The organism is Stappia indica (assembly GCF_020177335.1).
In the GTDB taxonomy this organism is placed as follows: domain Bacteria; phylum Pseudomonadota; class Alphaproteobacteria; order Rhizobiales; family Stappiaceae; genus Stappia; species Stappia indica_B.
In genome coordinates, this window is the sequence record NZ_JAIVMG010000009.1 from 188,079 (window position 1) to 210,624 (window position 22,546).

The 22,546-nt window shown below is 66.3% G+C and carries 18 protein-coding genes; 3 read left to right on the top strand and 15 right to left on the bottom strand.

Annotation, left to right across the window (positions count from 1 at the left end; all coding sequences use genetic code 11):
* Positions 1 to 5 precede the first annotated feature (5 nt).
* From LC062_RS13820 to LC062_RS13845, 6 genes are all read right to left on the bottom strand, one after another.
* The gene (locus LC062_RS13820; RefSeq protein ID WP_224911615.1) at positions 6 to 764 is read right to left on the bottom strand and encodes an SDR family NAD(P)-dependent oxidoreductase; all 759 of its coding nucleotides are present in this window, start codon (positions 762 to 764) and stop codon (positions 6 to 8) included.
* 94 nt (positions 765 to 858) lie between these two features.
* A complete protein-coding gene (locus LC062_RS13825; protein ID WP_224911616.1) occupies positions 859 to 3,213 on the bottom strand; it encodes an acyl-CoA dehydrogenase in 2,355 nt (784 codons plus the stop codon).
* A gap of 203 nt (positions 3,214 to 3,416) precedes the next feature.
* Entirely contained in the window at positions 3,417 to 4,610 is a 1,194-nt protein-coding gene (locus LC062_RS13830) for an ABC transporter substrate-binding protein (RefSeq protein ID WP_224911617.1), read from the bottom strand.
* 88 nt (positions 4,611 to 4,698) lie between these two features.
* Entirely contained in the window at positions 4,699 to 6,297 is a 1,599-nt protein-coding gene (locus tag LC062_RS13835) for a FadD3 family acyl-CoA ligase (protein ID WP_224911618.1), read from the bottom strand.
* A 75-nt stretch (positions 6,298 to 6,372) separates the two neighbouring features.
* Positions 6,373 to 7,806, bottom strand: coding sequence for an NAD(P)/FAD-dependent oxidoreductase (locus LC062_RS13840; protein WP_224911619.1), 1,434 nt, complete (start codon positions 7,804 to 7,806; stop codon positions 6,373 to 6,375).
* Positions 7,807 to 8,007: 201 nt separating this feature from the next.
* Complete coding sequence (locus LC062_RS13845) at positions 8,008 to 9,024, bottom strand: SMP-30/gluconolactonase/LRE family protein (protein ID WP_224911620.1); 1,017 nt, start codon at positions 9,022 to 9,024, stop codon at positions 8,008 to 8,010.
* A gap of 197 nt (positions 9,025 to 9,221) precedes the next feature.
* On the opposite strand from LC062_RS13845, the gene LC062_RS13850 reads away from it, so the two are divergent.
* The gene (locus LC062_RS13850) at positions 9,222 to 10,373 is read left to right on the top strand and encodes an acetyl-CoA C-acetyltransferase (RefSeq protein WP_224911621.1); all 1,152 of its coding nucleotides are present in this window, start codon (positions 9,222 to 9,224) and stop codon (positions 10,371 to 10,373) included.
* Positions 10,374 to 10,417: 44 nt separating this feature from the next.
* Complete coding sequence (locus LC062_RS13855; RefSeq protein WP_224911622.1) at positions 10,418 to 11,218, top strand: SDR family oxidoreductase; 801 nt, start codon at positions 10,418 to 10,420, stop codon at positions 11,216 to 11,218.
* Between the two features lie 69 nt (positions 11,219 to 11,287).
* On the opposite strand, the gene LC062_RS13860 is transcribed toward LC062_RS13855, so the two are convergent.
* The 9 genes from LC062_RS13860 to LC062_RS13900 form a co-directional block, all read right to left on the bottom strand.
* Positions 11,288 to 12,199 (bottom strand): SDR family oxidoreductase, encoded by a 912-nt coding sequence (locus LC062_RS13860; protein ID WP_224911623.1) that lies wholly within the window; start codon positions 12,197 to 12,199, stop codon positions 11,288 to 11,290.
* On the bottom strand, positions 12,196 to 13,302 hold the full coding sequence (locus tag LC062_RS13865; RefSeq protein ID WP_224911624.1) for an acyl-CoA dehydrogenase family protein: 1,107 nt from the start codon (positions 13,300 to 13,302) through the stop codon (positions 12,196 to 12,198). The genes LC062_RS13860 and LC062_RS13865 overlap by 4 nt, the downstream gene beginning before the upstream one ends.
* A gap of 12 nt (positions 13,303 to 13,314) precedes the next feature.
* Positions 13,315 to 14,478, bottom strand: coding sequence for an acyl-CoA dehydrogenase family protein (locus LC062_RS13870; protein WP_224911625.1), 1,164 nt, complete (start codon positions 14,476 to 14,478; stop codon positions 13,315 to 13,317).
* A 2-nt stretch (positions 14,479 to 14,480) separates the two neighbouring features.
* Positions 14,481 to 15,365 (bottom strand): enoyl-CoA hydratase, encoded by an 885-nt coding sequence (locus tag LC062_RS13875; protein ID WP_224911626.1) that lies wholly within the window; start codon positions 15,363 to 15,365, stop codon positions 14,481 to 14,483.
* 131 nt (positions 15,366 to 15,496) lie between these two features.
* Positions 15,497 to 16,219 carry an ABC transporter ATP-binding protein gene (locus LC062_RS13880; protein WP_224911627.1) on the bottom strand — a complete coding sequence of 241 codons (723 nt, stop codon included), beginning with the start codon at positions 16,217 to 16,219 and terminating at the stop codon, positions 15,497 to 15,499.
* Positions 16,212 to 18,023, bottom strand: coding sequence for a branched-chain amino acid ABC transporter ATP-binding protein/permease (locus LC062_RS13885; protein ID WP_224911628.1), 1,812 nt, complete (start codon positions 18,021 to 18,023; stop codon positions 16,212 to 16,214). The genes LC062_RS13880 and LC062_RS13885 overlap by 8 nt, the downstream gene beginning before the upstream one ends.
* 4 nt (positions 18,024 to 18,027) lie before the next feature.
* Entirely contained in the window at positions 18,028 to 18,909 is an 882-nt protein-coding gene (locus tag LC062_RS13890) for a branched-chain amino acid ABC transporter permease (protein WP_224911629.1), read from the bottom strand.
* Between the two features lie 268 nt (positions 18,910 to 19,177).
* Positions 19,178 to 19,930 carry a TetR/AcrR family transcriptional regulator gene (locus tag LC062_RS13895; protein WP_224911630.1) on the bottom strand — a complete coding sequence of 251 codons (753 nt, stop codon included), beginning with the start codon at positions 19,928 to 19,930 and terminating at the stop codon, positions 19,178 to 19,180.
* A 99-nt stretch (positions 19,931 to 20,029) separates the two neighbouring features.
* A complete protein-coding gene (locus LC062_RS13900) occupies positions 20,030 to 21,235 on the bottom strand; it encodes an acetyl-CoA C-acyltransferase (protein ID WP_224911631.1) in 1,206 nt (401 codons plus the stop codon).
* A gap of 244 nt (positions 21,236 to 21,479) precedes the next feature.
* On the opposite strand from LC062_RS13900, the gene LC062_RS13905 reads away from it, so the two are divergent.
* Positions 21,480 to 22,535: a helix-turn-helix transcriptional regulator gene (locus tag LC062_RS13905; RefSeq protein ID WP_224911632.1), complete on the top strand. Its 1,056-nt coding sequence runs from the start codon at positions 21,480 to 21,482 to the stop codon at positions 22,533 to 22,535.
* Positions 22,536 to 22,546: the final 11 nt, after the last annotated feature.

The following is a 22,546-nucleotide window of genomic DNA, read 5'->3' on the forward strand; positions in this document are numbered from 1 at the left end:
TCGGCCTAGTTGAAGACCCGCCCGCCATTGACCACCAGCGTCTGACCGGTGATGCAGCGGGCCTTGTCGCTGGCCAGGAACACGGCGGCATTGGCGATATCTTCCGGCTCGCAGAGTTCGCCGAGCGGGATCGCATCCCGGGCCCTCTCATAGGCATCCTTCGGGATGCGCTGCATCGCCCGGGTGTTGGTCGGACCGGGGCAGATCGCATTGACGGTCACCTTGTGCGGGCCAAGTTCCCGGGCGAGCGCCCGGGTAAAACCCAGAACGCCGGACTTGGCCGCCGCGTAATCGACCGTGCCGATGTCGCCATTGAGGGCCGAGTCGGAGGAGATCGACACGATCCGCCCCTGTTTGCGCGCCCGCATTCCCGGCACCACCTGACGCGAGCAATGCAAAGTCGCGCCAAGGGAGATGCCGATGACGAAATCCAGCGTCTCACCTTCTGCCAGATAAAACTCGGAGTATTTCTCCCGCGCCGTCTGGCCGAGATTGTTGACCAGCGTATGCACCGGTCCGAACTCCGCCTCGATCCGGGCAAAGCTGGCGGTCACATGCGCCCGGTCGAGCAGATCGCCCTCGATCGCCAGAACGCGCCCGCCCCGTGCCCGCGCCTCCTCCGCCGTTGCCGCCAACGCCTCGCCGTCGCGGTCGAGGATCGCCAGATCGGCCCCCTCCGCCGCGAAGCCAAGAACGATCGACCGGCCGATGCCATGCGCGGCACCGGTCACCGCGACCACCTTGCCCGTGAAATCCCCCGTCATGTCACTCCCTTTCCTGTGATCACTGGTGCGGCGACGCCTGCGGGCCGGGACGCAAGGCCCTGACGCTCGCCATCCCCCGCACAATGAAAAACCGCTAGCGCGTACCGCCCGAGCTCTGCCCGCGCGGCTCGCGCGGCATACCAAGCCCTTGTTCCGAAATGATATTCAACTGGATCTCGTTAGTGCCGCCGTAGATCGTCTCCGCCCGGCTGAACAGGTACATCTGCTGCAAGCGGACAATCTCCGGCTCGGGCGCATGAACGGCGGCCTCCGGCCCCAGCACCTCCATGGCCAATTCGCCCAGTGTCCGATGCCAGTTGGACCACTCGTATTTGTAGCCAAGCGCCTCGGGCCCTGCCTCGCCGCGCTCGACCGCGCCCAGCACCCGCAAGGCCCCATGACGCATCGCCCGCAAGCCGGCCCAGGCCCGCCCCAGTGCTTCGGCATGATCCATCGGTTCGCGCGCCTGACGCGCCAGCGCAACCACCGCCTCCAGCTCCCGGGCAAACCCCATCTGCTGGCCGAGGGTCGAGATGCCGCGTTCAAAGCCAAGCAGCGCCATGGCAATGGCCCAGCCCTCGCCCGGTTTCCCGACCGCATCCTCCGCCCTGGCCATCGCCCCGTCGAAGAAGACCTCGTTGAACTCGCAGGCGCCGTTGATCTGGCGGATCGGACGGATGTCGATGCCCGGCTGGTCGAGCGGCATCAACAGGAGGATCAACCCCTCGCGGCCGGTCGCGCCTTCCTCCGCCCGGGCGAGCACGAAGATCCAGTCGGACAGATGCGCTAGCGAGGTCCAGGTCTTCTGCCCGTGGACGATCCAGTTGCCGCTTGCCGGATCGCGGCGCGCCCGGGTGCGCAGCGCCGCCAGATCCGATCCCGCCCCCGGTTCCGAATATCCTTGCGCCCAGAAGGTCGTACCTTGCAGGATCCCCGGCAGAAAGCGCGCCTTCTGGTCCTCGGTCCCGAAGGCGGCGAGTGTTGGCGCCAGCAGCCCCTCGCCGATGTGACCCATCCGTCCCGGCCCGCCCGCCCGAGCATATTCCTCGTTGAAGATCACCTGATCGCCGACCGACATGCCGCGCCCGCCGAGCGCCTCCGGCAACCCCAGCCCGACCCAGCCGCCTGCGGCCAGGCGCCGCTCCCAGGCCTTTCGCAGCTCCGGCAGGGCATCGCCATCCCCCGCCCCGCCGCGCCCGCGCAGCGGCTCGAACGCGCCGGTGAGGTTTTCCGCCATCCACCCGGCCACGGCTCGGCGGAGCGTCGTCTCCGCCTCACTTGCAGCCCTGCCGGCGGGGAGCGCGGAAAGCCGCCCGTCGATCAGATCGAGACCGATCTGCCGAAAGGCCGCAACAGGGCCGCCGGACAGCGCCCGCATGGCGGTGGCGCGTTTGAAGAACAGATGCGGCGCGTATTCAAAGGTCATGCCGACACCGCCATGAAGCTGGATCGCCTCGGCGCTGACGGCGAACAGCTCCTCGCAGGCCAGCGCCTGGGCGGCACGGGCCTCGGTCTCCGCCACATCATCGGTTTTCAGCGCATGCGCGGCCTGGTCGAACCGCACCGCCGCCCCGTCGATCAGCGCATCGAGCCGGTTCAGCCGAACGTAAAGATCGGCCATCCGGTGCTTGATCGCCTGATAGGAGGCGATGGTACGGCCGAACTGGCGACGTTCGGCGATATACTCAAGGGTCAGGGTGAAGGCGCCCCGCGCCGCACCGGCCATCTCGGCGGCCAGCACCAGCCGCGCCCGGTCGATGGCTGCGCGGCAGCGCCCGGCAAACGCGGAGCCGCAGTCGAGCACCGCACCTGCGGGAAGGCGCAGATCCTTCAGCGCCAGAACACCCACCGGCTGGGTCGCATCCATGGGCACGCAAGCCCGCCGGTGCCCCGACAACGCCTCACCTTCCAGCGCGATCAACAGCCGTTCCCCGGCACAGAGCGCCGGCACCAGCACCAGATCCGCGCCCATCAGATCCGGGATCGGACCGCTTTGCCCTTGCAGAACATAGCCATCCCCTCCCTGTTCGGCCCAGAACACGGGCGTGTCCCAACAGTCCCCGACGCCATGGCCACCATGGGCGAGCACGGCCCGCACCGTTCCGCCCGCAAGCCGCGACAGCCAGGCATCGCGCAAAGGACCCGGCGCCGCCGCCGCCAGCACCTGCCCGGCCAGCGCCACCGTGGAGACAAAGGGGACCGGTGCCAGCACCCTCCCCAGCTCACGCCCGACCGCGACCAGCGCCCGCATATCCGCCCCCAGACCGCCGCACGCCTCCGGCAATCCGATGGCGGTGAACTGCAACTCCTCGGCAATCCCCCGCCACAGCTCGCAAGCCTTGCCGCCATCCGACACCCGGAAGGCCGGCTCCAGCCCGCCGGCACGCTCCAGAAAGCGCGCCAGCGCATCGCGGATCATCGAGTGTTCGTCGGTGGGTAGCGCGTCCATCGGTCGTCCCGGATCTGTCCTGTTCTGCCTTCCATCAGCCACGCCGAGCGCGGTGCCGCATCGTCCATATGCAGGATGGAGGCTCGATACCCGGCGCGCAATCCACCGGCGCGACAATCCTTGCGCGCAGCCGCCGCGCCTTTCGAACGCAAAAGGGCCGCCCGGAGGCGGCCCTTGGTCTCGATGTCACAAGGGTGAAGGCGTCAATCGCACTTCGCCCGTTCGGTCAGCCCATCCTCGCGCGGGGCAAAGGCGTTCTTGACCACCACCAGCGTTTTCGACGAGGGCAGGAAATGGGTTTCGCTGCTGGCAGAAAAGGTCCCCAGCATGTTGTCCATCGATGCCGCATTCGCCTCAATCCAGGCGGCGACCTTGTCGCCGTCGGTCGAGCCGGCCCCTTCGATCGCCGCCTTCACGATGAAGGGTTCGATGTAATAGGGGATGATGGAGGAACTGCCGCCGAGCCGCTCCAGATCACTCACCGTCTCCTTGGCGCGCTTGTCGAACCGGGCATAGGCGGAGGCCCCGACCGGATCCCCTTCGCAATAGGTCATGCCGACGAATTGCACGCTGTTGACCCCATCAAACGCCTCCTGCCCTAGGATCTTGGCATTACCGACCGAGAAGTTGGTCATGGTCAGACTGCCGAACACCGGCACGTCCCAGCCGATCTCATCCCGGTTCTGCAGGAACTTGCGGGCGTCGTCGCCAAGCGAATTGATGATCAGCACAGCCTCCGCGCCGCTGGAGCGCAGCGAGAAGAGCTGCGGGGTCATGTCTTCGGTGCGGAAGGCGAATTCCTGCACCTCGACCGGCTCCAGCTCGCGGGACTTCAGGTAGCGGATCATCTCCGCGACCGCATCCTTCGACATGCCGCCATTGTCGGAGATGATCGCCAGCCTGGTCAGCCCCAGCACATCAATCGCATAGTCGATGTTGGGGATCATCTGAGCCAGACCGGTCGGCGAGTTGGAGAAATGATAGGGCGCGGCCTCAGGCGTGAGCGTTGCCGAGGAGGCGGCGGTGATCTGCGGCAGGTTCGCCGCCGTCGTCACGGCGGTGACGGGGATCACCTCCTGGCTGGTCACCGGACCGACCATCGCCTCGATCCCTTCATTCTCGATCAGGCGCCGCGCTTCGCCCAGCGCATGGGTCGGATCCGTCAGGGTATCGGCCAGAATGAACTCCACCGGCCGGCCGGCAATCCCCCCTTGGGCGTTGATGTCCTCAACCGCCATACGCCAGCCGATTTCCGCCACCTTGCCGATCGAGGCACCGTTGCCGGTCAGCGAGACCATCCCGCCGAGCTTCAGCGGCTCTTGCGCCCCGGCCTGGGTCGATGCCAGGCCGAGCGCCATCGCCGCGCACAGTCCCAGCCACTTTCCGTTCCGATCCATCACTGTCCTCCTCCTTCTGACCTCTGGTCTTGTTGTTTGTGTTTTCCTGTCCCGATCCTCGTCTCGCGGCTCGCCCCCCTCCCGGGTCTCAGGCTTCCGCCATTTTTCGCGCCGCGATCTCTTCTCGCAGGAGTGTCTTTTGCACCTTTCCCTGCGCGCTCATCGGCAAGGAGGTCCGGATCTCCACCGCGCGCGGACACTTGAAGTTGGCCATGTTGTCCCTCGCCCAGGCGATGATCTCCTCCTCGCTGGCGGTCTTGCCCGGACGCAGAATGACAAACGCCCGCCCTACCTCGCCGAGGCGCTCATCGGGCACGCCGATCACCGAAACCACGCCAATGGCCGGATGGCCGCTGAGAATCCGTTCGATTTCCGCCGGATAGCAGTTGAACCCGCCGGTGATGTACATGTCCTTCAGCCGGTCCTCGATCCGCAGGTTTCCTTGCGCATCGAAGGTGCCGATATCGCCAGTATGCAGCCAGCCATCCTTGTCGATGGTCTCGGCAGTGGCCGCCGGGTCCTGAAAATAGCCCTTCATCACCATGTAGCCGCGGATCACCACCTCGCCCGGCTGGCCCGCGGCCAAAAGCACCCCATCCGCGCCCATGATGCGGACCTCGGTGTCGGGCATCGCCTTGCCGGCGGTGCTGGCAATCACCGCATCCGGATCGGTGAAGGAGCACATGGTGCCAAAGCCGCCGCATTCGGTCAGGCCATAGCCGCTGACCACCGCTTCGAAGCCGAGATCCTCACGCATGCGCCGGACGAGCACTTCCGGCACCACAGCCCCGCCGGTCACGCCAAGGCGCAGGCTGCGCGTATCGAACTCCGCCCGCTGCGGATGCTGCAACATGCCGTGAAAGATCGCCGGCGGCCCGGGAATGACGGTAATGCCGCTGTCCTGCACCCGCTGCAGGATCTCGCCCGCGTCATAGGTCAGATGCGGGATCAGCACAGCGCCGCGCATCATCGACACGATGGCACCGCAGCGGTAGCCGAAGGCATGGAAGAACGGCGGAATGACCAGCACCCGGTCGTGTTCGCGCACCCCGACCCGGGTCGCCCAGCCATCGATGCCGCGCAGGCACTGGCGATGGGCGTACATCACCCCCTTGGGATAGCCCGTGGTGCCTGAGGTGAACAGCATGTCACACAGGTCGTCCGGGCCGACCTCAGCCTCGCGCGCGGCCAGCTCCGCATCGCTGATGCCGTCGCCTGCGGCAAGGAAATCCGCCCAGTCGCGATCCGCTCCGCGCGGCCCTTCGAGGACGACGACCTGGCGCAATTGCGCCCGGGTTTCCTGTTGCAACTGATCGGGATAGTAGCGCTCGAGAAACGTGCCCACCGAAAACAGCAGGGATGTGCCGCTACGGGTTACCAGATCGGCGATTTCCCCGCCTTTGAAGCGGGTGCTGGCCGGCACCAGCACGGCACCGGCGCTGACAAGACCGAGCGCGGTTACGAACCAGCGCCAGCCGTTCGGCGCCCAGATCATCACCCGGTCGCCCTTTTCCACCCCCGCCGCGATCATCGCCTTGGCCATCCGCCGGCGCATGGCATCGAGCTCGATGAAGGAAAGGCAGAGGTCCCCATCCTCGACCGCCCGCCGATCGCCATAGACCTCGGCGGCCCGCGCGCACAGGGCCGGGATCGTGGAAAAGCTCCAGTTGTCGTCTTCAGTAATCATCTGGCTACCTGTTCGGGGCCGGCGGCTTCAGCACCGCCGGCCTTGGAATTGCGTAAAACAAATTACGAGGACGCCTCAGGCGGTCTCCGCCAGGACGACCCTTGGCGCCGTCGCCACGTAAAGACCATCGATGGCGGCATTCTTCTGCAGGAAACTCAAGCCGTTGAGCGCGTCCATGAACTGCATGTTCTGCTCCCGCGTCTCATCGCCGAATTCTCCGGCACCGCGGCGCATGTCGACCCCCTGGCGCAGCTTTTCGGCCACTTTCTTCGCAACCACCTCGCCGTATTGCCCGTCGCGCACCTCCTCGAAATCCGCGCCGCCGGACACGATGCTGACAAACGCCTTCTTCATCTCGCCGTCGGCGTAATCCTTCGATGTGAGACGCTGGGCTTCCCAGAAATACCCGTCCTGCCCCCGGCCCAGATCGTAGAAGGAAGACACCAGCATCAGGAAGCGCAAATAGGCCTGCCGATAGCTGGTCTCGAAGAAGTTGACGGCCCGGTCCTCGGCCACTTCGCCCTTCAGCACACTGGCGATGCAGGCACCGGCAATCAGGCTGGAGACCATCGCCAGATGGACGCCGCTCGACAGCAGCGGATCGAGGAAACAGGCCGCATCGCCGCACATGAAATAGCCGGGACCGGAGAACCGGTCCGAGGTGTAGGAATAATCCGTTTCCATCCGCACCTCGCGGCGCTCGGCCTTCGCCAGGATGATCTTCGCCTCGGGATTTGCCTGTAGCGTGCGGTCGTAGATCTCTTCGTTGCTGCGCCCGGCGGCCCGCTCTTTTCGCAACTGATCATGGGTCAGGACAATGCCGACGCTGACGGTTCCGTCATGCAGCGGAATGAACCAGATCCAGCCGGCCTCGATGGAGATGATCCGGGTGGAGCCCTCCGGCAGGTCGTCGTAGGTCAGATGGCTGCCGGTCCAGTAGGACCAAATCGCCACATTCTTGAACGCCTCGTGGAAATGCCGGCTCTTGGTGTGTTCATTGGCGAGCACGCCACTGCGCCCGGAGCAGTCGACCAGATACTTGAAGCCGATGGTGCCCTTGCTGTCCTTGGTCCGGTCATGGAAATCGGCACTGACCGCGCGCCCGTTCTCGAAGTTGATCTTCGTGACCTTCACATTCTGATGCACGCTGGCGCCGGTCTCGGCGGCATGGTTGAGCAGGATCTCATCGAACTCCGCCCGCTTCACCTGGTAGGAATGGGTCGGCGCGCCTTCCACCTCATCGAACCGGAACGACCACTTCTCGTTGCCCCAGTTGAAGTAGCCGCCGGGCTTTTCGACAAAGCCATGCGTCTTCAGCTTTTCCCCCGCACCGATGATGTCGATCATCGGCATCAATGAGGCGAGCAGGGACTCGCCGATGTGATACCTGGGGAAGATATCGCGCTCCAGAACGTTGGTCTTGATGCCGTTCTTTGCCAGAATGGTCGCCACCGTCGATCCGGCCGGACCGCCGCCAATGACAAGAACATCCGTTTCATACTGCTTCATCACGATCTCCTGCGTGAATTCCTCTGAAAAGCGCAGATTGAGAAAGCGGACCTGAATTCAATTTTCTTATATTTTTGACTGTTCTTTCCCGAACCTACGCAATGAACTCTATTCCCGGCGTCAAAAGCTGCATCGTCTGTTTGGGTGAACCTCAAATCTTGACCGCCCGCCCCCGGGCGGGGGCGGACGCCGAGCGAGGCGCTACCAGAGCGGCGCGCCAAGCTTCCGGCAGGCGATCGAATTCGCCTTCTCCTCCGGCAGGTGCTTGAAGAAGTTGAGATTGGTGACGCAGATATCCTCCGCGCCAAAAGCAAGGCTGGCCGGCGCGCCGAGCGGTGCCTGCAGCGGATTGCCGAGTTGCTCGCGCTTGCGCGCATCCGGGCTCACCTTCCAGATTTCGCTGCGCAGGGTCTCCGTCAGGTAGAAATTCCCCTCCGCATCGACCTCCAGCCCATCCATGTTGTCATAGCCGAAGGTCAGCATCTCGGCCTTGCCGGCGCTGCCATCGGCGTTGATCGGCACCTTGACCAGCATCGGAATCCCGCCCGTCACCCCGAACAGCGCGCTTTCATCGGCGGCCAGGGCGATACCGTTGACCCCCACCGGATAGCCGCTCAGGCTCTTGTCCCCGGGACTGAACAGCGGGTCCTTCGACCACAGAACGGCGGACTTTTTCTTCGGGTCGATCTTCCAGATCGCCTGCAGGCTGAGGTCGGACAGGTAGATGCTGCCATCGGAGGCGATCACCGGATCGTCGGGAAAGCAGAACGGATAGCCATCCGCGCGGGTCACCACCGGCTCGACGGTGCCGGTCGACAGGGTCACCGCGTAAAGGCCCGATCTCGTCACGGTCGCATCGCCGCAGGCCTCGACGGAAAGGTTCGCCTTGGCCGGCCAGGGAAAGCGCTTGGAATACTCGGAAAACGCGACATAAAGTTTATCCGCACCATCCCAATCGATGCCGACGGTGCTGCCCTTGGCCGGGCCGATCACCGTCCGCAGATCGGCGACCTTTCTGACAGTCCCGTCCTTGGCGACCTGCATGACATGACCGGAGTGAAACAGGCTGACGTAGAACCCACCCTTGCCATCGGCGACAAGCCCTTCCGGCGCATCGTCGAATTGCGCCAGAATGCGCCATTCGGATGCGGCCGCCGGCACCAGGCCCAAGGACATGGACAGGAAAAACACGGAAAGAAATGCAAGGCAGCGCGACATGAACCCCTCCCTTTTCGCAAGATGCACGTCAGGATTGGTCCTTCCGCCGCCGGCCGCATCGTCTGTTCGGGTGAGCGCAGGCGGCTCGTCTTGTTGCCGGCTCGTCTCTTCGCCAACTCGTCTCTTCGGGTGATTGTCGGTGCCCGGTGCGTGCTTAGGATTTCGGCAACTGGTGTTTTTCTGGAGAGGTTCGAACAATGCCCGAAGCCTATATCGTCGACGCCGTGCGCACCCCTATCGGCCGCAAGAAGGGGGCGCTCGCTACGCTGCATTCCGCCGATCTCGGCGCGCACCCGATCAAGGCGCTGATGGCGCGGACCGGCATCGACCCGGCCGCCGTCGACGATGTGATCTATGGCTGCACGGAAACCATCGGCTCGCAGGCCGGGGATATCGCCCGCACCTGCTGGCTGGTCGCGGGCCTGCCCGATCATGTGCCCGGCGTCACCGTCGACCGGCAATGCGGCTCGTCGCAACAGGCGATCCATTTCGCCGCGCAAGGAGTGATGAGCGGCACCCAGGACTTGGTCGTTGCCGGCGGCGTTCAGAGCCTCAACACCATCCCGATCGGCGCGGCCATGACGGTGGGCGCGCAATTCGGCTACCCCGATCCTTTTCGCACCTCGCCGGGCTGGCTTGCCCGCTATGGCGATCAGGAAGTCAGCCAGTTCCGCGCCGCCGAGATGATCGCCGAGAAGTGGAACTCCTCCCGCGAGGAGATGGAAGCCTTTGCGCTCGAAAGCCACCAGCGCGCCATCGCCGCCATCGACGGCGGCCTGTTCCGCGACGAGATCGCCCCGATCGACGGCTTCGCCGTGGATGAACCGCCGCGCCGCGACACCTCGCTGGAGAAGATGGCGGGGCTCGAACCGCTGATCGAGGGCGGGCGCGTCCATGCCGGCGTCGCCAGCCAGAACAGCGATGCCTCCGCCGCGCTGCTGATCGCCTCCGAACAGGCAGTCAAGGACCATGGCCTGACGCCACGCGCGCGCATTCATCATCTTTCCGTGCGCGGCGCCGATCCGGTCTGGATGCTGACCGCCCCCATCCCGGCGACCCGATACGCGCTGGAAAAGACCGGCATGAAGATCGCCGATTTCGACCTTTTCGAGTGCAACGAGGCCTTCGCCTCGATCCCCTTGGCCTGGATGAAGGATCTCGACATTCCCCATGAGCGGGTCAACGTCAATGGCGGTGCCATCGCCCTTGGCCATCCGCTTGGCGCCACCGGCGCGCGGCTGATGACCTCGATGCTGCATGAGCTCGAACGCCGCAAGGGCCGCTTCGCCCTGCAGACCATGTGCGAGGGCGGCGGCCAGTCCAACGTGACCATCATCGAGCGGCTTTAGTCGATGCCCCTCATCCGCCTGTTTCACCAGAGGAGCCCGACCCCATGACCGAAACCGGCCTGCCAGATGCCGACATCAGGCTCGATGGATGCGTGGCCATCGTCACCGGCGGCACCCGTGGCATCGGCGCGGACATCGCCCGCGAGCTTCTTGCCGCCGGCGCCGAGGTCGCCATCTGCGGCCGCAGCGCCCCCGATGCCTTGCCGGAAGCCGGCGGGCGTGCCGCCCGATTCTGGCCCTGCGACGTGCGCAAACATGAAGAGGTGGCCGGTTTCGTCGAGACGGTCGGGCGGGAGTTCGGCCGTATCGACATTCTCGTCAACAACGCCGGCGGCTCGCCGGCGGTGGATGCGGCCACCGTCTCCCCGCGCTTTCACGAGGCCATTCTCGCGCTCAACCTGACCGCGCCCATTCACCTGTCCCAGGCGGTGGCGCCCTGGATGCGCAAAGGCGCGGAGGCCGGCTCCATCGTCAACATCGCCAGCGTCTCGGCGACGCGGCCCTCGCCAGGCACCGCCGTCTATGGCGCCGCCAAGGCGGGACTTCTCGGCCTGACCCGCAGCCTTGCCGCCGAATGGGGGCCGGACATCCGCGTCAATGCCATCGTCGTCGGGTTGGTGGAAACCGGCGGCGAGGCCCAGCCCTATGGCACCGAGGCGGCACGTAGCGCCATTGCCGCATCCCTGCCGGCGCGGCGCATGGGCCGGCCGGAGGACATCGCCAAGGGCGTGCTGTTTCTTTGCAGTCCGATGGCCCGCTACATTTCCGGGGCGACGCTGGAGATTCATGGCGGCGGGGAAAAGCCGCTGTTCCTCGATCAGGTCGAGCGGCTGGGCGCGGACTGAGCCGCGCGCCCCGACCACGAAAAGAGGGCGCGGCCATGCGCGCCCTCATCCCCCCTTCACATCACGATCTCACTGGCCGTAGACCGGCCTTGCCGCAGGGCGGTCGGCCAGCAGGCTTGCGACCGCCTCGCCGACATCCTCCGCCGGCCATTGAGCACCCCGATCCCGGCTCGGGCCGTCGTTCCAGCCCAGCGCCACCGAAAGCCGTCCGCCCAGCAGTTCGAACACCTCGCCGGTCACCTTGCCGGACCGGGCCGAACACAGCCAGGCGATCAGCGGCGCGGTGTTTTCCGGCGCGAACAGATCGAAATCGCCATCCTTGCGCGACATTGCCGCGCCGAACGCCTCCTCGGTCATGCGGGTGCGGGCCTGCGGCGCGATCGCATTGGCGGTGATGCCGTAACGCGCCAGTTCCGCGGCCTGCACCAGCGTCAGGCTGGCGATCCCCGCCTTGGCGGCCGAATAGGCGCTCTGGCCGATGGAGCCCTGAAGGCCCGCGCCCGAGGTGGTGTTGACGATGCGTGCATCGACATCGCGCCCGGCCTTGGCCTCGGCCCGCCAATGATCGACCGCATGGCGCGAGGTGCAGAAATGGCCGCGCAGATGCACCCGCATCATCGCGTCCCATTCCTCTGGCGTTGCCGAGACGAACATCCGGTCGCGCACAAAGCCCGCGTTGTTGACCACCGCATGCAGCGCGCCGAAACTTTCAAGCGCGGTGTCGACGATGCGCTTGCCCGCCTCCCAATCGGCGACATCCTCGCCATTGGCCACGGCCCGCCCGCCGGCGGCGGTGATTTCCGCCACCACCTGCTCGGCCGGGCTCTGGCTGGTCTCGCCTGCCTCGCCGTGGTTGCCGACACCGAGATCATTGACCACGACCGCCGCCCCCTGGCACGCCAGTTCGAGCGCATAGGCCCGGCCGAGCCCCCGCCCCGCGCCAGTGACGATCACCACCCGATCCTTGCAAACTCCCATCATGCCGTCCTTTTCATTGGCGTCGTCCCTGTCTCCTCCGCGACTTGCGGAAACAACCGGTCAGGCCCGAGCGGCGCGGTGAGGATCCGCTCCGCGATGCGCTGGCGGTGATGTTCCTGACCGCCCCAGCGCTGGGTGAGCGAGAGCGCCCGCTTCAGATAAAGATGCACATCCACCTCCCAGGAGTAGCCCATGGCGCCATGCACCTGAAGCGCGGTCCGCGCCGCCAGCGTCGCCGCCTCCCCCGCCGCCAACAGCGCATGGGACACCCGCGCGCGGCTCTCCAGGCTCTGCGGCACGCCCTCGGAAAGAGCGGGAACGAGCGCTGCCGCCGCATGCACCACCGGGCGGGCGAATTCGATTTTTACCTGCGCGCTTGCCAGATGATGCTTGATCGCCTGATTGGCGCCGATCGGCCGGCCGAACTGCCGGCGCTCGCCCGCATAGGCAACGGCAAGATCGACACAGGCCTGGGCAAGGCCCACCAGCTCCGCCGCCGTGAACACCGCGCCGCGTTCAGCGGCTCGCGCCAGCAGCGCCGCCATTGCCCCTGGCGCGGCGATCAGCGCTCCCGCTGCCGGCTCCGCGCTTACCGTGAAAAGCTGACGTAACGGGTCGATGCCCGCTTGCTGGACGCGCCGGACCTCCTCGCTTCGCACCAACCGCAACCCGTCCGGGCCTGGCAACACGAAGGCGGAGGCCGCATTGGCGGCAACGATCCACGGCGTCTGCGGATGAGTCAGCGCGATCACCGTGCCGGTTTCAAGGCCCTGCGTCAGCGCCGCCCGAGCCGTCTCGCCCTCGCTGTCGGCCAGAAGCGGCAGCACCACCCCGGCATGATCCACCAGCGGTTCGGGAAGGCAGGCATAACCACAGGCCTCGGCAATCTGCACGAAATCCGCACCGCCAAGCCCGAGACCGCCGGCGTCTTCGGGAACCAGAACTCCGGCCAGCCCCAACTCCAGCAGCTTGCGCCACCGCTCCCGGTCGAAGCTGCAGGCGGCAGACATCTGCCCGCGCAGAGCCGCCGATCCGCATTCGCGGGCCAGCAACTCGCGGACCACGTCCGCCATCATCGTCTGCTCTTCGCTAAAGGCGAAATTCATGACGTATCCTTTCTAGCCGCGCGGCAGGCCAAGCAGCCGCTCGGCGATGATGTTGCGCTGGATCTCGTTGGTGCCGGCATAGATCGGCCCGGCCAGCGAGAAGAGATAGCCATCGAGCCAGCGCCCGACATCGCCGGCGGCGGAGGCGGTCGGCAAGAGTTCCGCCCGCGCTCCGAGGATCGCCAGCGCGGTTTCGTGCATCTTTATGTCCATCTCCGACCAGAAGATCTTGTTGAGACTGGCCTCCGCGCCGATGCTGCCGCCGGCGATCAGCCGCGAAGCGGTGGCGTAGATCGACAGCGCATAGGCCTCGGCGGCCATCCAGGCCTCCGCCACCGCATCCCGTTGCGCCGGGGTGCAGGTCTCGCGGTTGGCCTCGTAGAGCTCCACGAGACGCCGCGCGGTCATCTGGAACCGGGCCGGGCTGCGCAGCATCAATCCGCGCTCAAAGCCGGCAGTGGCCATGCAGATCCGCCAGCCCTCGCCTTCCGCTCCCACCCGGTTGCCGGCCGGCACCCGCACCTCGTCCAGGAACAGTTCGGCAAAGCCGGTCTCGCCGTTGATCTGGGCAATCGCCTGCCGGCGCACCCCCTCCGCATCGAGCGGGAACAGGATCAGCGACAGGCCCTTGTGGCGCTCGGAGGCCGGATCGGTGCGGAACAGGCCGAAGGCCCAGTCTGCCATCACCGCCCGTGAGGACCAGATCTTGTGCCCCGACAGGAGATAGCTGTCTCCGTCGCGCACCGCCTTCGCCCGCACCGCCGCCAGGTCGGATCCCGCCTGCGGCTCCGACCAGGCCTGCGCCCAGATCTCCTCGCCGGTGGCCATCGGCGGAAGGAACCGCGCCTTCTGCTCCTGCGAACCGTATTCCATCAGGGTCGGACCGAGCAGGAAAATGCCGTTCTGGTTGACCCGCAAGGGCGCGCCGGCGGCGTAATACTCCTCCTCGAAGATCAGCCAGCGGATCAGATCGAGCCCGCGCCCGCCATAGGCCTCCGGCCAGGTGACCATGCCCCAGCGGCCCGCATTGAGCCGGGCCTCCCAGTCGCGATGGGCCTCGAACCCTGCTCGTCCGCCATCGAAGGAGGGAAGCGGGTCGGCCGGCACATTGGCCGCCATCCAGTCGCGCACCTCGGCGCGAAAGGCCTGTTGTTCATCCGTGTAGCGCAGATCCACCGTCAGCCTCCGTTTTCCGCCTTGTTCGCTGCCGACATGGCGGCACCGTCGAGCCCGGCCAGCCGGTGCCCGGTCGCCAATTCGTTCTGGGCATGAGCGAAGTGATGCATGTGATAGACCGCATCCATGCCGGTGCGCTTGCCGCGCAGGTCCTCCACATGGTTCACCGCCTGCTTGACCAGCCAGGTACCGAGCGGCGGCCGTTCCGCCAGCCGGCCGGCGATCTCGCCCACCGTGTCGCGCAGTTCCTCCCGCAGCACCACCTGGTTGACCATGCCGAAGCCTTCGGCCCGCACCGCGCTCATCCGCTCGCCCAGAAGCAGGAACTCCTTGGCAACGCGCGGCGGCAGTTCGAACGCATGGGCGAAATACTCCACGCCCGGAATGCCCATCCGCGCCACCGGATCCTGAAAGAACGCATCCTGCGAAGCGATGATCAGATCGCAGACCCAGGCCAGCATCAGGCCACCGGCGACGCAGGCCCCTTGCACCATGGCGATGGTCGGCTTGGGGCAATCGCGCCAGCGCCGGCACATGCCCAGGTAGACCTCGTGTTCGCGGGTGTAGAGGAACTCGGCGCCGGCACGGCCCACATGATCGGGAAAGAGCAACCGACGCTCGAAGCTGCGATCCACATCCCGCCCCGGGGTGCCGATGTCGTGCCCGGCGGAGAAGTGCTTGCCCGCGCCGCCCAGCACGATCACCCGCACCGCATCGTCATCGACCGCCCGCTTGAAGGCATCGTCGAGCGCATAGGTCATCTGCGAGTTCTGGGCATTGTTGTAGGTGGGCCTGTTCATGGTGATCCAGGCAACCGACGCCTCGACCCGGTAAAGAACGGGCTGGTCGGTTTCGTAGCTGGGGGGCGGGCTTCCACTGTCCGGCATGACAAGCTCCTCACGGGTTCGCTGTCTCATGCCTCAAGGGATAGCCCGCTGGCCCACCCGCTTCATCGTCCGATAGGACGACAAGGCGCCATGTCCGACAGGCCGACGAGGCGGAGGGGCCGCCTCCGCGATCAGCTTTCCGCGTAAGCGCTCTGGCGCGCCTCGTGCATGTCCGAAAGCCGCTGGTCGAGCTCGCCGGCGGGACAGTCCAGCACCACCTCGCCGCGCTGGACGATCATCGCCCGATCCGCATAGGGCAGGCTGATCTTCACATGCTGATCGACGATGACGACGGCGGTGCCGCCTTCCGCCCAGCGCCGCAGGAACGACAGGATCGGCGGCAACAGCGCCTGCGCCACCCCGAGCGAAGGTTCGTCGCACAAAAGGACGCGCGGCTGGGCGACAAAGGCCTGACCGAGAGCCAGGATCTGCTGCTGGCCGCCGGACAGATCATGTGCCCGCGCCTTGGCCTTTTCCTTCAGGATGGGGAAGACCGCATAGATCTCTTCCAGCGACCGTGCGAGCCCCGCCCGGTCGCCGCGCCGGGCGGCCACCCCCATGCGCAGGTTGTCGGTGACGGTGAGCTCGGGAAAAACCCGGTGCCCATCAAGCACCAGCCGCAGCCCCGACTGCGCCACCTTTTCCGGTGGCAGGCCGGTGAGCGGCTGACCATCCAGCAGAACGCTGCCCTGCGAGGGTTTGATGAAGCCGGCAATCGCCCGCATCAAGGTCGATTTCCCGGCCCCGTTCTCCCCGCCAATCAGCAGGATCTCGCCGGGTTTGGCATGCAGGGAAATGCCGCGCAGCACCGGGATATCCCCGTATCCGGCCATCAGGCCGCGAACTTCAAGCATGTGCGCCTCCGACGAAAAGATGCTGCACGGCCGGATCCCGGGCGAGTTCCTGCGGCGGTCCGGAGGCCACCACGGAGCCGGTCTCCAGCACGGTGATGCGGTCGGCAATATCCCAGACCAGATCGAGATCGTGTTCCACCAGGATCACCGCCATGCCGAGCCGCTTGCTGAGCAGGCGCAGCAGCCTGGAAAATTCGGCCCGCTCGACCGGGGAAAGTCCCGCCGCCGGCTCGTCGAACAGCACCAGCCCCGGATCGGCGAAGACCACGCGAATGACCTCAAGCAAGCGGCGCTGGCCATGGGCGAGAAGGCCCGGGTTGTCCTCGCCATAGGCCTCCTTGAAGCGCTCGGCGAGCGCGGCCATCTCCGGCGCCAGCGGCGTCGGGCGGGCATCGAGACCGAGCTGGATGTTGTCCCAGACCGACAGGTCGGTGAAGATCCGCGGTGTCTGGAAGGTGCGCCCGAGCCCCATCCGGGCGATGCTCGAGGCGCTTTGCCGGGTCACATCGCGCCCCCGGAAGCTGTAGCTGCCGCCATCCATCCGGCTGAAACCGGAGATCACGTTCAAAAGGCTGGTCTTGCCCGAACCATTGGCGCCGATCAGGCCATGCACCTCGCCGGGGCGCACCTTGAGATCGACGCCGTCCAGCGCCACCACCTGGCCGAAGCGCTTGACCGCGCCGCGCACCTCCAGAATGGGCGCGGCCTCAGCCGGTACTTGGCGCGGCGGGATCTTCTCCAGCATCTCGGTAAAGGGGGCGAGGCGGAAGCCCTGTTCGCCGCCGCCGCGCTGGAAACGCTTGCGCCGCCGCGCCTCGATGGTGCCGACCAGCCCGTCGGGAAAGACGATCACCACCGCCAGCGTCAGGAAGCCGTAGATCAACAGGCGGTATTCGACGAGCTGCACCAGAAGGACATTCGGCACGATGTAGATCACCCAGATGCCGACGATCGGCCCCAGAAGCTGACCGCGCCCACCGACGACCACCACGAAGAACAGGGTGAAGGAGAGTTCCACCAAAAACCCTTGCGGGCTGATGAAGCCGACCGTGGGAACATAGAGCGCACCGCAAATGCCGGTGCCGGCGGAGACAATCATGAAGGCCAGCGCCCGCATCAGCCCCGGACGCACGCCGAGCGAGCGGGCCGCCTCCGCGCTTTCCGCCGCAACGCGCATGCGCCGGCCCAACCGGGCATTGCGGATGCCGTAATGCAGGAGAAGCGCGGCAATCGGCACCGCCGTCACCAGCAGCGTCAACCCGCTCAGCCCCAGAACCAGGGGGGTCTTCAGCGCCGGCAGATAAAGGCTGATGCCGTTGATGCCCCGGGTCACGTCATCGAACTGGATCAGAAGCTGCGGAAAGACGATGGCCGCGCTCAGAGTGGCGAAGCCGAGATGGAACCCCTGGACCCTGAGGGCCGGCAGGGCGAACAACAGGCCACCAAGCATGGCGGCTCCCACCGCCGCCAGCACACCAACCGTCAGCGGTAACCCGTGAATGCCGCTGGCAATGGCCAGCCCATAGGCACCAAGACCGAGGATGGCGCCCTGTCCGAAGCTTTTCTGGCCCGCGTCGACAAACAGGAAATTCTGCAGGACCGCGACCGCGATGTAGATGTTCACCAGCTGAAAGGTGTGCTCCCAGTAGGAGTTGCCCAAGAGGCTCGGCCCGATCCCGGTCAGCAAGATCAGCAGGATGCCAAGGCGAAGCTGCAGCCCGTCGGACTTGAAATGCCCTTTCCCGGCGGGAAGGGACACTTCGGGCCCGGCTGCCTCGGCAAGACTGTTGTGTTGGCTGGCCATCGCGTCACACCCTCCGCGCCGTTGCGCGTCCGAACAGGCCCTGCGGCCAGAACATCAGGATCACCACGAGGACGATCAGCGAGGCCAGATCCTGATAGGCGCCACCGACCTTGTAGGCCATCAGCATCGCCATCACCCCGACCAGCGGTCCGCCGATCAGCGCGCCGGTGTTGTTGCCGATCCCGCCGACCACAGCGGCGATGAAACCGTTGAGCACGTAGCGCAATCCCGCGTCGGGGCTGACGGAGATGATCGGCGCCACCATGAACCCGGCGGAGCCGGCAATCATGCCGCTGATACCGAAGGCGAGAAGCTGCAGCCGGCGAACGCTGAGGCCAGCAGCACGGGCCGCATCGAAATCCTGCGACAACGCACTGATCGCCAGCCCGGTGAACGTCCGGCGCAAAAACCAGGATAAAAGAAGATACCAGCCCAGCATGGCGGCGATCGCCAGGATGAAGGCGCCGGGTGTCTTGACCCCGAAGATCCGGAATGCCGGCACCGGCCCGCTGACCGAATAGGCGAACGGTCCGTAAAGCAGCATCAGGATCGCCGCGATGATGACGGAGACCGAGACGGTGGAGATCATCCAGCTGTCCTGCTCGGTGGTGTTGTCCCGTAGCGGCAAGAGGGTCAGCCAGCCTTGCGCGGCGACGAGAACGGCGATGACCAGGCTGGCCAGCAGCAGCATCGCGAGCCAGCTCGGCAGCCCCGCGTTATCCGCCAGGAAATAGGCGGCAAAGCCCCCCAGAATGAAGATGTTGCCTTGCGCAAAATTCAGGATGCGCGTGGCATTGTGCACAATGTTGAAGCTCATCGCGATGATGGAGAACAGCGCGCCGATGGCCACTCCCCGTATGACGATGATGGCGATTTCGTTGAGCATGTTCCTCCCCCCACACCCCGTCCCGCACGTGAACGCCTTCAGGCCACGTCGCGCGACGGTCCTGCCTGTTTTCCCGGGTCAGATGACGCAGGCCCCCTCCCCGGGGCCGAACGCTGTCATGCCGGCTGAGGCCGGCTCCGGTTGGCGATAACCGTTTGTCGTCAGAGTGTGCCGTGAAAGTGCAGTGGCTGCATCATGCAATCGGACGACGCAGCAGCCATCCGCATGGCCAGGGATATCTTGCGCCCCGGGGCGGCAAGCCCCGATGCTAGCCGAGAAGCTGGGTCAGGGCCGCGACATCGTCGCTCAGCGCCCGCATGCGGCTGCGCGCCTCTTCCAGGCGGCGCTGGTTCTGATCATTGGAAAGCAGGCCGGCGAGGGCCAGATCCGCCATCGCCTCGCCGATTTCCTCGGCGCTGAGGCGGCCGCCGGGCTGGTACCAGCGCGAGGTCCAGTTGGCCATGCCGATCACCGCGAAGGCGGCGATTTGAGCGTCCACTTCGCGGAACTCGCCGGCGGTGATGCCCTGTTCGATGCAATCGACGTAATAGTCGTAGATCGCCCGGCGCGAGGTGTTGTAGTCGGCCAGAAGATGGTCGGGGATCTGCGCCTCAAGACGCGCGAGCCGCACGAAGCGCGCCCCGCTGGACAGCCGTCGCACCACGCCGTCGACGATGGCGACCCGCAACCGCTCGGCCGGGCTATGCGTCCTGTCGCTGGCCAGATCGCGCAGGCGTTTCGACGGCTCGAACGCCTCCGTATCGATCAGTGCCGCCAGGATCTCGTCCTTCGACCCGAAATAATGGTAGATCGCCGACCGCCCGAGCCCGACCTCGCTGGCGATGGCCGCCATGCTGCACCGGTCGTAGCCCTTCTCGTCGAACATCCGCGCGGCAATATCGAGAAGCTGTTCGCGTACCAGCTCCTTGCGCGGATTGGTCTCGCGCCGCTCCGCCTTCTGCGCGCGCGGCTTGTCCCGATCAGCGTCCCGTTCACCGTCGCCTTCGCCCCTGTTCGCCATTTCCGAACCTCCCCGGCGATCCATCGCCTCGAAACATGCTGACCCTAGCACCGGCAGGGACCGAAGCGGAACCGGGCTGTCCGCCGCGCCCCCGCCAACTCACGAAAAGATCTCGAACAGACCGGCCGCGCCCATGCCGCCGCCGATGCACATTGTCACCACGCCATGACGCGCGCCCCGCCGGCGCCCCTCGATCAGCAGATGGCCGGACAGCCGGGCGCCGGTCATGCCGAACGGATGACCGACGGCAATCGCCCCGCCATTCACATTGAGCTTGTCCGGGTCGATGCCAAGCCGGTCGCGGCAATAGACCGCCTGGCTGGCAAAGGCCTCATTGAGTTCCCACAGATCGATGTCGTCGACCGCGAGCCCATGGCGCTCCAGGAGCTTCGGCACGGCAAGGACCGGACCGATCCCCATTTCCTCCGGCGCACAGCCGGCAACGGCCATGCCGCGCAAGGCACCGAGCGGCGACAGACCACGTCGCTCGGCCCGCCGCGCCTCCATCAGCACCAGCGCCGCCGCGCCATCGGAAAGCTGGGAGGAATTGCCCGCCGTCACATGCCGCCCCGTCTCCACCACCGCCCCATCGGCAAAGACCGGAGCCAACCCGCGCAAGCGCTCCAGCGTCGTCTCCGCCCGCACGCCCTCGTCCTGCGCAAGACACACTTCTTCATGGCGTGTCTCACCGGTTTCCCGGTCCTTCACCAGCTTGCGGGTGGTCATCGGTGCCAGTTCCGCATCGAACCGGCCGGCGGCCTGGGCAGCGGCGGTGCGCTGCTGACTTTGCAGCGAAAACACATCCTGCGCCGCACGGTCGATGCCATGGCGCTCGGCGACGATCTCCGCTGTTTCGATCATCGGCATGTACATATGCGGCCACCGCGCCGTCACCGCCTGCGACTGGTTGCGGTAGGTGTTCTTGTGGCCGTTCTGGGTGAGGCTGATCGATTCGACCCCGCCGGCGATCACCGTCTCCATACCGTCGAGCGCGATCTGCCGGCCGCCGATGGCCAGAGCCATCAGCCCGGACGAACACATCCGGTCGACGGTCATGCCCGGCACGGTCTCCGGCAGGCCGGCGGCGGCGGCGGTCAGCCGCCCGATGTTGTAGCCCTGGGTTCCCTGCTGCGCCGAACACCCCATGACCACATCGTCGACCTCCCCGCCGGCGACCCCGGCGCGGGCCAGCGCCTCGCGCGCGACATGTCCGGACAGAGCCGGTGCCTCCGTATCGTTGAAGGCGCCCCTGTAGGCTTTGCCGATGGGCGTTCTCGCCACCGAGACAATCACTGCTTCCCGCATGACAGCTCCCTGCTTGCCGGCCGCGCCGGAGCGCACGGCCAAAGGATTCCCGACCTTTTTCCTTCGAACCGGCACAGCGCGCATCGTCCGAGGGGACGAGCAGCGTCAGGGCAAAATAAACGACTAAAATTCAACGCATAGCCGATTAATTGACACATAGTCGATTAATCGTCATGATGGTGAAAATGTTGGTACGGATCGGGAGGGACCGACGGCCAGACATTGCATCGCGGGAGGAACCGACATGCTCGACACGGTCCGGCGCAACGCCGAAACAGCGGATATCATTGAACGCATCTACGACACGCTCACCGGGGGCGGCACGCTGCGCCAATGCCTGGACCTGGTACGCGGCGCCACCGGGGCGATGGAGGTCACGCTGGAGATCGAGACGCGCGGGGCGAGCGTTCGCCATCGCTGCCTTTCCTCAAACGCGGCAGGGGGCTCCGACAACACGGCGATGGGGACGGACACGCGCGGCGCCCTGCTCGCCGCGACCAGCGCCTGGGTCACCGCAGAATGCGGCGATCCGCATGACGACCACTACCGCTTGCATCTGACCCCGAGCCATGATGGCGCGCCCTTTCCGGCCTCTCTTCAGGACCTTACCCAGGACCTGTTGCGGCACATCCGCCGCGCCCACCGGCTGGCCGCCCAGATCGACCGCTCGGAACAGGAGCGCAGCGTCTATTCGAGCACCCTCGACCGACTGGCCGTCGGCGCCATCTTCCTCGATGCGCAAGGCAAGGTGATCCACGCGACCCGGGTCGCCCGGGAGTTGATCGACAGCCGCGACGGGTTGCAGCTCCTGCGCGGCGGTCTGGCGGCGGCCGATGCGGCCGACAACCGGCTGCTGCAGACCGCCATTCGCGGCAAGCTGGACCAAGCCGCAGGCTCTCCCCGGCAACAGCCGCAAACGCTGGTGGTCTCTCGCCCCTCGGGCGGGCGCGAGCTGGGCCTCATCGTTCACAGCCTGCGCTGCGCGCCGGAGGCGCCCGGCGGCTTTGCCACTGTCGTCATGATCCGCGATCCGGACCGCAGCGGCGAGCCGGAGCGCGCCATCCTGCGCAATCTCTTCGCCATGACCGCCGCTGAAGCCGAGGTCGCCTGCAGCCTGACCTCGGGCCTTTCGCTCGACGAAACAGCCCAGTCGCTGAACATCAGCCGTAACACCGCGCGCACCCATTTGCGCTCGATCTTTTCCAAAAGCGGCATCAGCCGCCAGACCGAACTGATGCGCCTGATGCTGAGCAGCGCGGCGGTGCTGGGCATGACACCGCTGGCCGGCCAGGAGGAGTGAGGCAAGGCCCC

Excerpts from the sequence above, each read along its gene's own strand:
- LC062_RS13820 (WP_224911615.1), bottom strand. The coding sequence starts at position 764 with ATGACGGGGGATTTCACGGGCAAGGTGGTCGCGGTGACCGGTGCCGCG.
- LC062_RS13825 (WP_224911616.1), bottom strand. The coding sequence starts at position 3,213 with ATGGACGCGCTACCCACCGACGAACACTCGATGATCCGCGATGCGCTG.
- LC062_RS13830 (WP_224911617.1), bottom strand. The coding sequence starts at position 4,610 with ATGGATCGGAACGGAAAGTGGCTGGGACTGTGCGCGGCGATGGCGCTC.
- LC062_RS13835 (WP_224911618.1), bottom strand. The coding sequence starts at position 6,297 with ATGATTACTGAAGACGACAACTGGAGCTTTTCCACGATCCCGGCCCTG.
- LC062_RS13840 (WP_224911619.1), bottom strand. The coding sequence starts at position 7,806 with ATGAAGCAGTATGAAACGGATGTTCTTGTCATTGGCGGCGGTCCGGCC.
- LC062_RS13845 (WP_224911620.1), bottom strand. The coding sequence starts at position 9,024 with ATGTCGCGCTGCCTTGCATTTCTTTCCGTGTTTTTCCTGTCCATGTCC.
- LC062_RS13850 (WP_224911621.1), top strand. The coding sequence starts at position 9,222 with ATGCCCGAAGCCTATATCGTCGACGCCGTGCGCACCCCTATCGGCCGC.
- LC062_RS13855 (WP_224911622.1), top strand. The coding sequence starts at position 10,418 with ATGACCGAAACCGGCCTGCCAGATGCCGACATCAGGCTCGATGGATGC.
- LC062_RS13860 (WP_224911623.1), bottom strand. The coding sequence starts at position 12,199 with ATGATGGGAGTTTGCAAGGATCGGGTGGTGATCGTCACTGGCGCGGGG.
- LC062_RS13865 (WP_224911624.1), bottom strand. The coding sequence starts at position 13,302 with ATGAATTTCGCCTTTAGCGAAGAGCAGACGATGATGGCGGACGTGGTC.
- LC062_RS13875 (WP_224911626.1), bottom strand. The coding sequence starts at position 15,365 with ATGCCGGACAGTGGAAGCCCGCCCCCCAGCTACGAAACCGACCAGCCC.
- LC062_RS13880 (WP_224911627.1), bottom strand. The coding sequence starts at position 16,219 with ATGCTTGAAGTTCGCGGCCTGATGGCCGGATACGGGGATATCCCGGTG.
- LC062_RS13885 (WP_224911628.1), bottom strand. The coding sequence starts at position 18,023 with ATGGCCAGCCAACACAACAGTCTTGCCGAGGCAGCCGGGCCCGAAGTG.
- LC062_RS13890 (WP_224911629.1), bottom strand. The coding sequence starts at position 18,909 with ATGCTCAACGAAATCGCCATCATCGTCATACGGGGAGTGGCCATCGGC.
- LC062_RS13895 (WP_224911630.1), bottom strand. The coding sequence starts at position 19,930 with ATGGCGAACAGGGGCGAAGGCGACGGTGAACGGGACGCTGATCGGGAC.
- LC062_RS13900 (WP_224911631.1), bottom strand. The coding sequence starts at position 21,235 with ATGCGGGAAGCAGTGATTGTCTCGGTGGCGAGAACGCCCATCGGCAAA.
- LC062_RS13905 (WP_224911632.1), top strand. The coding sequence starts at position 21,480 with ATGCTCGACACGGTCCGGCGCAACGCCGAAACAGCGGATATCATTGAA.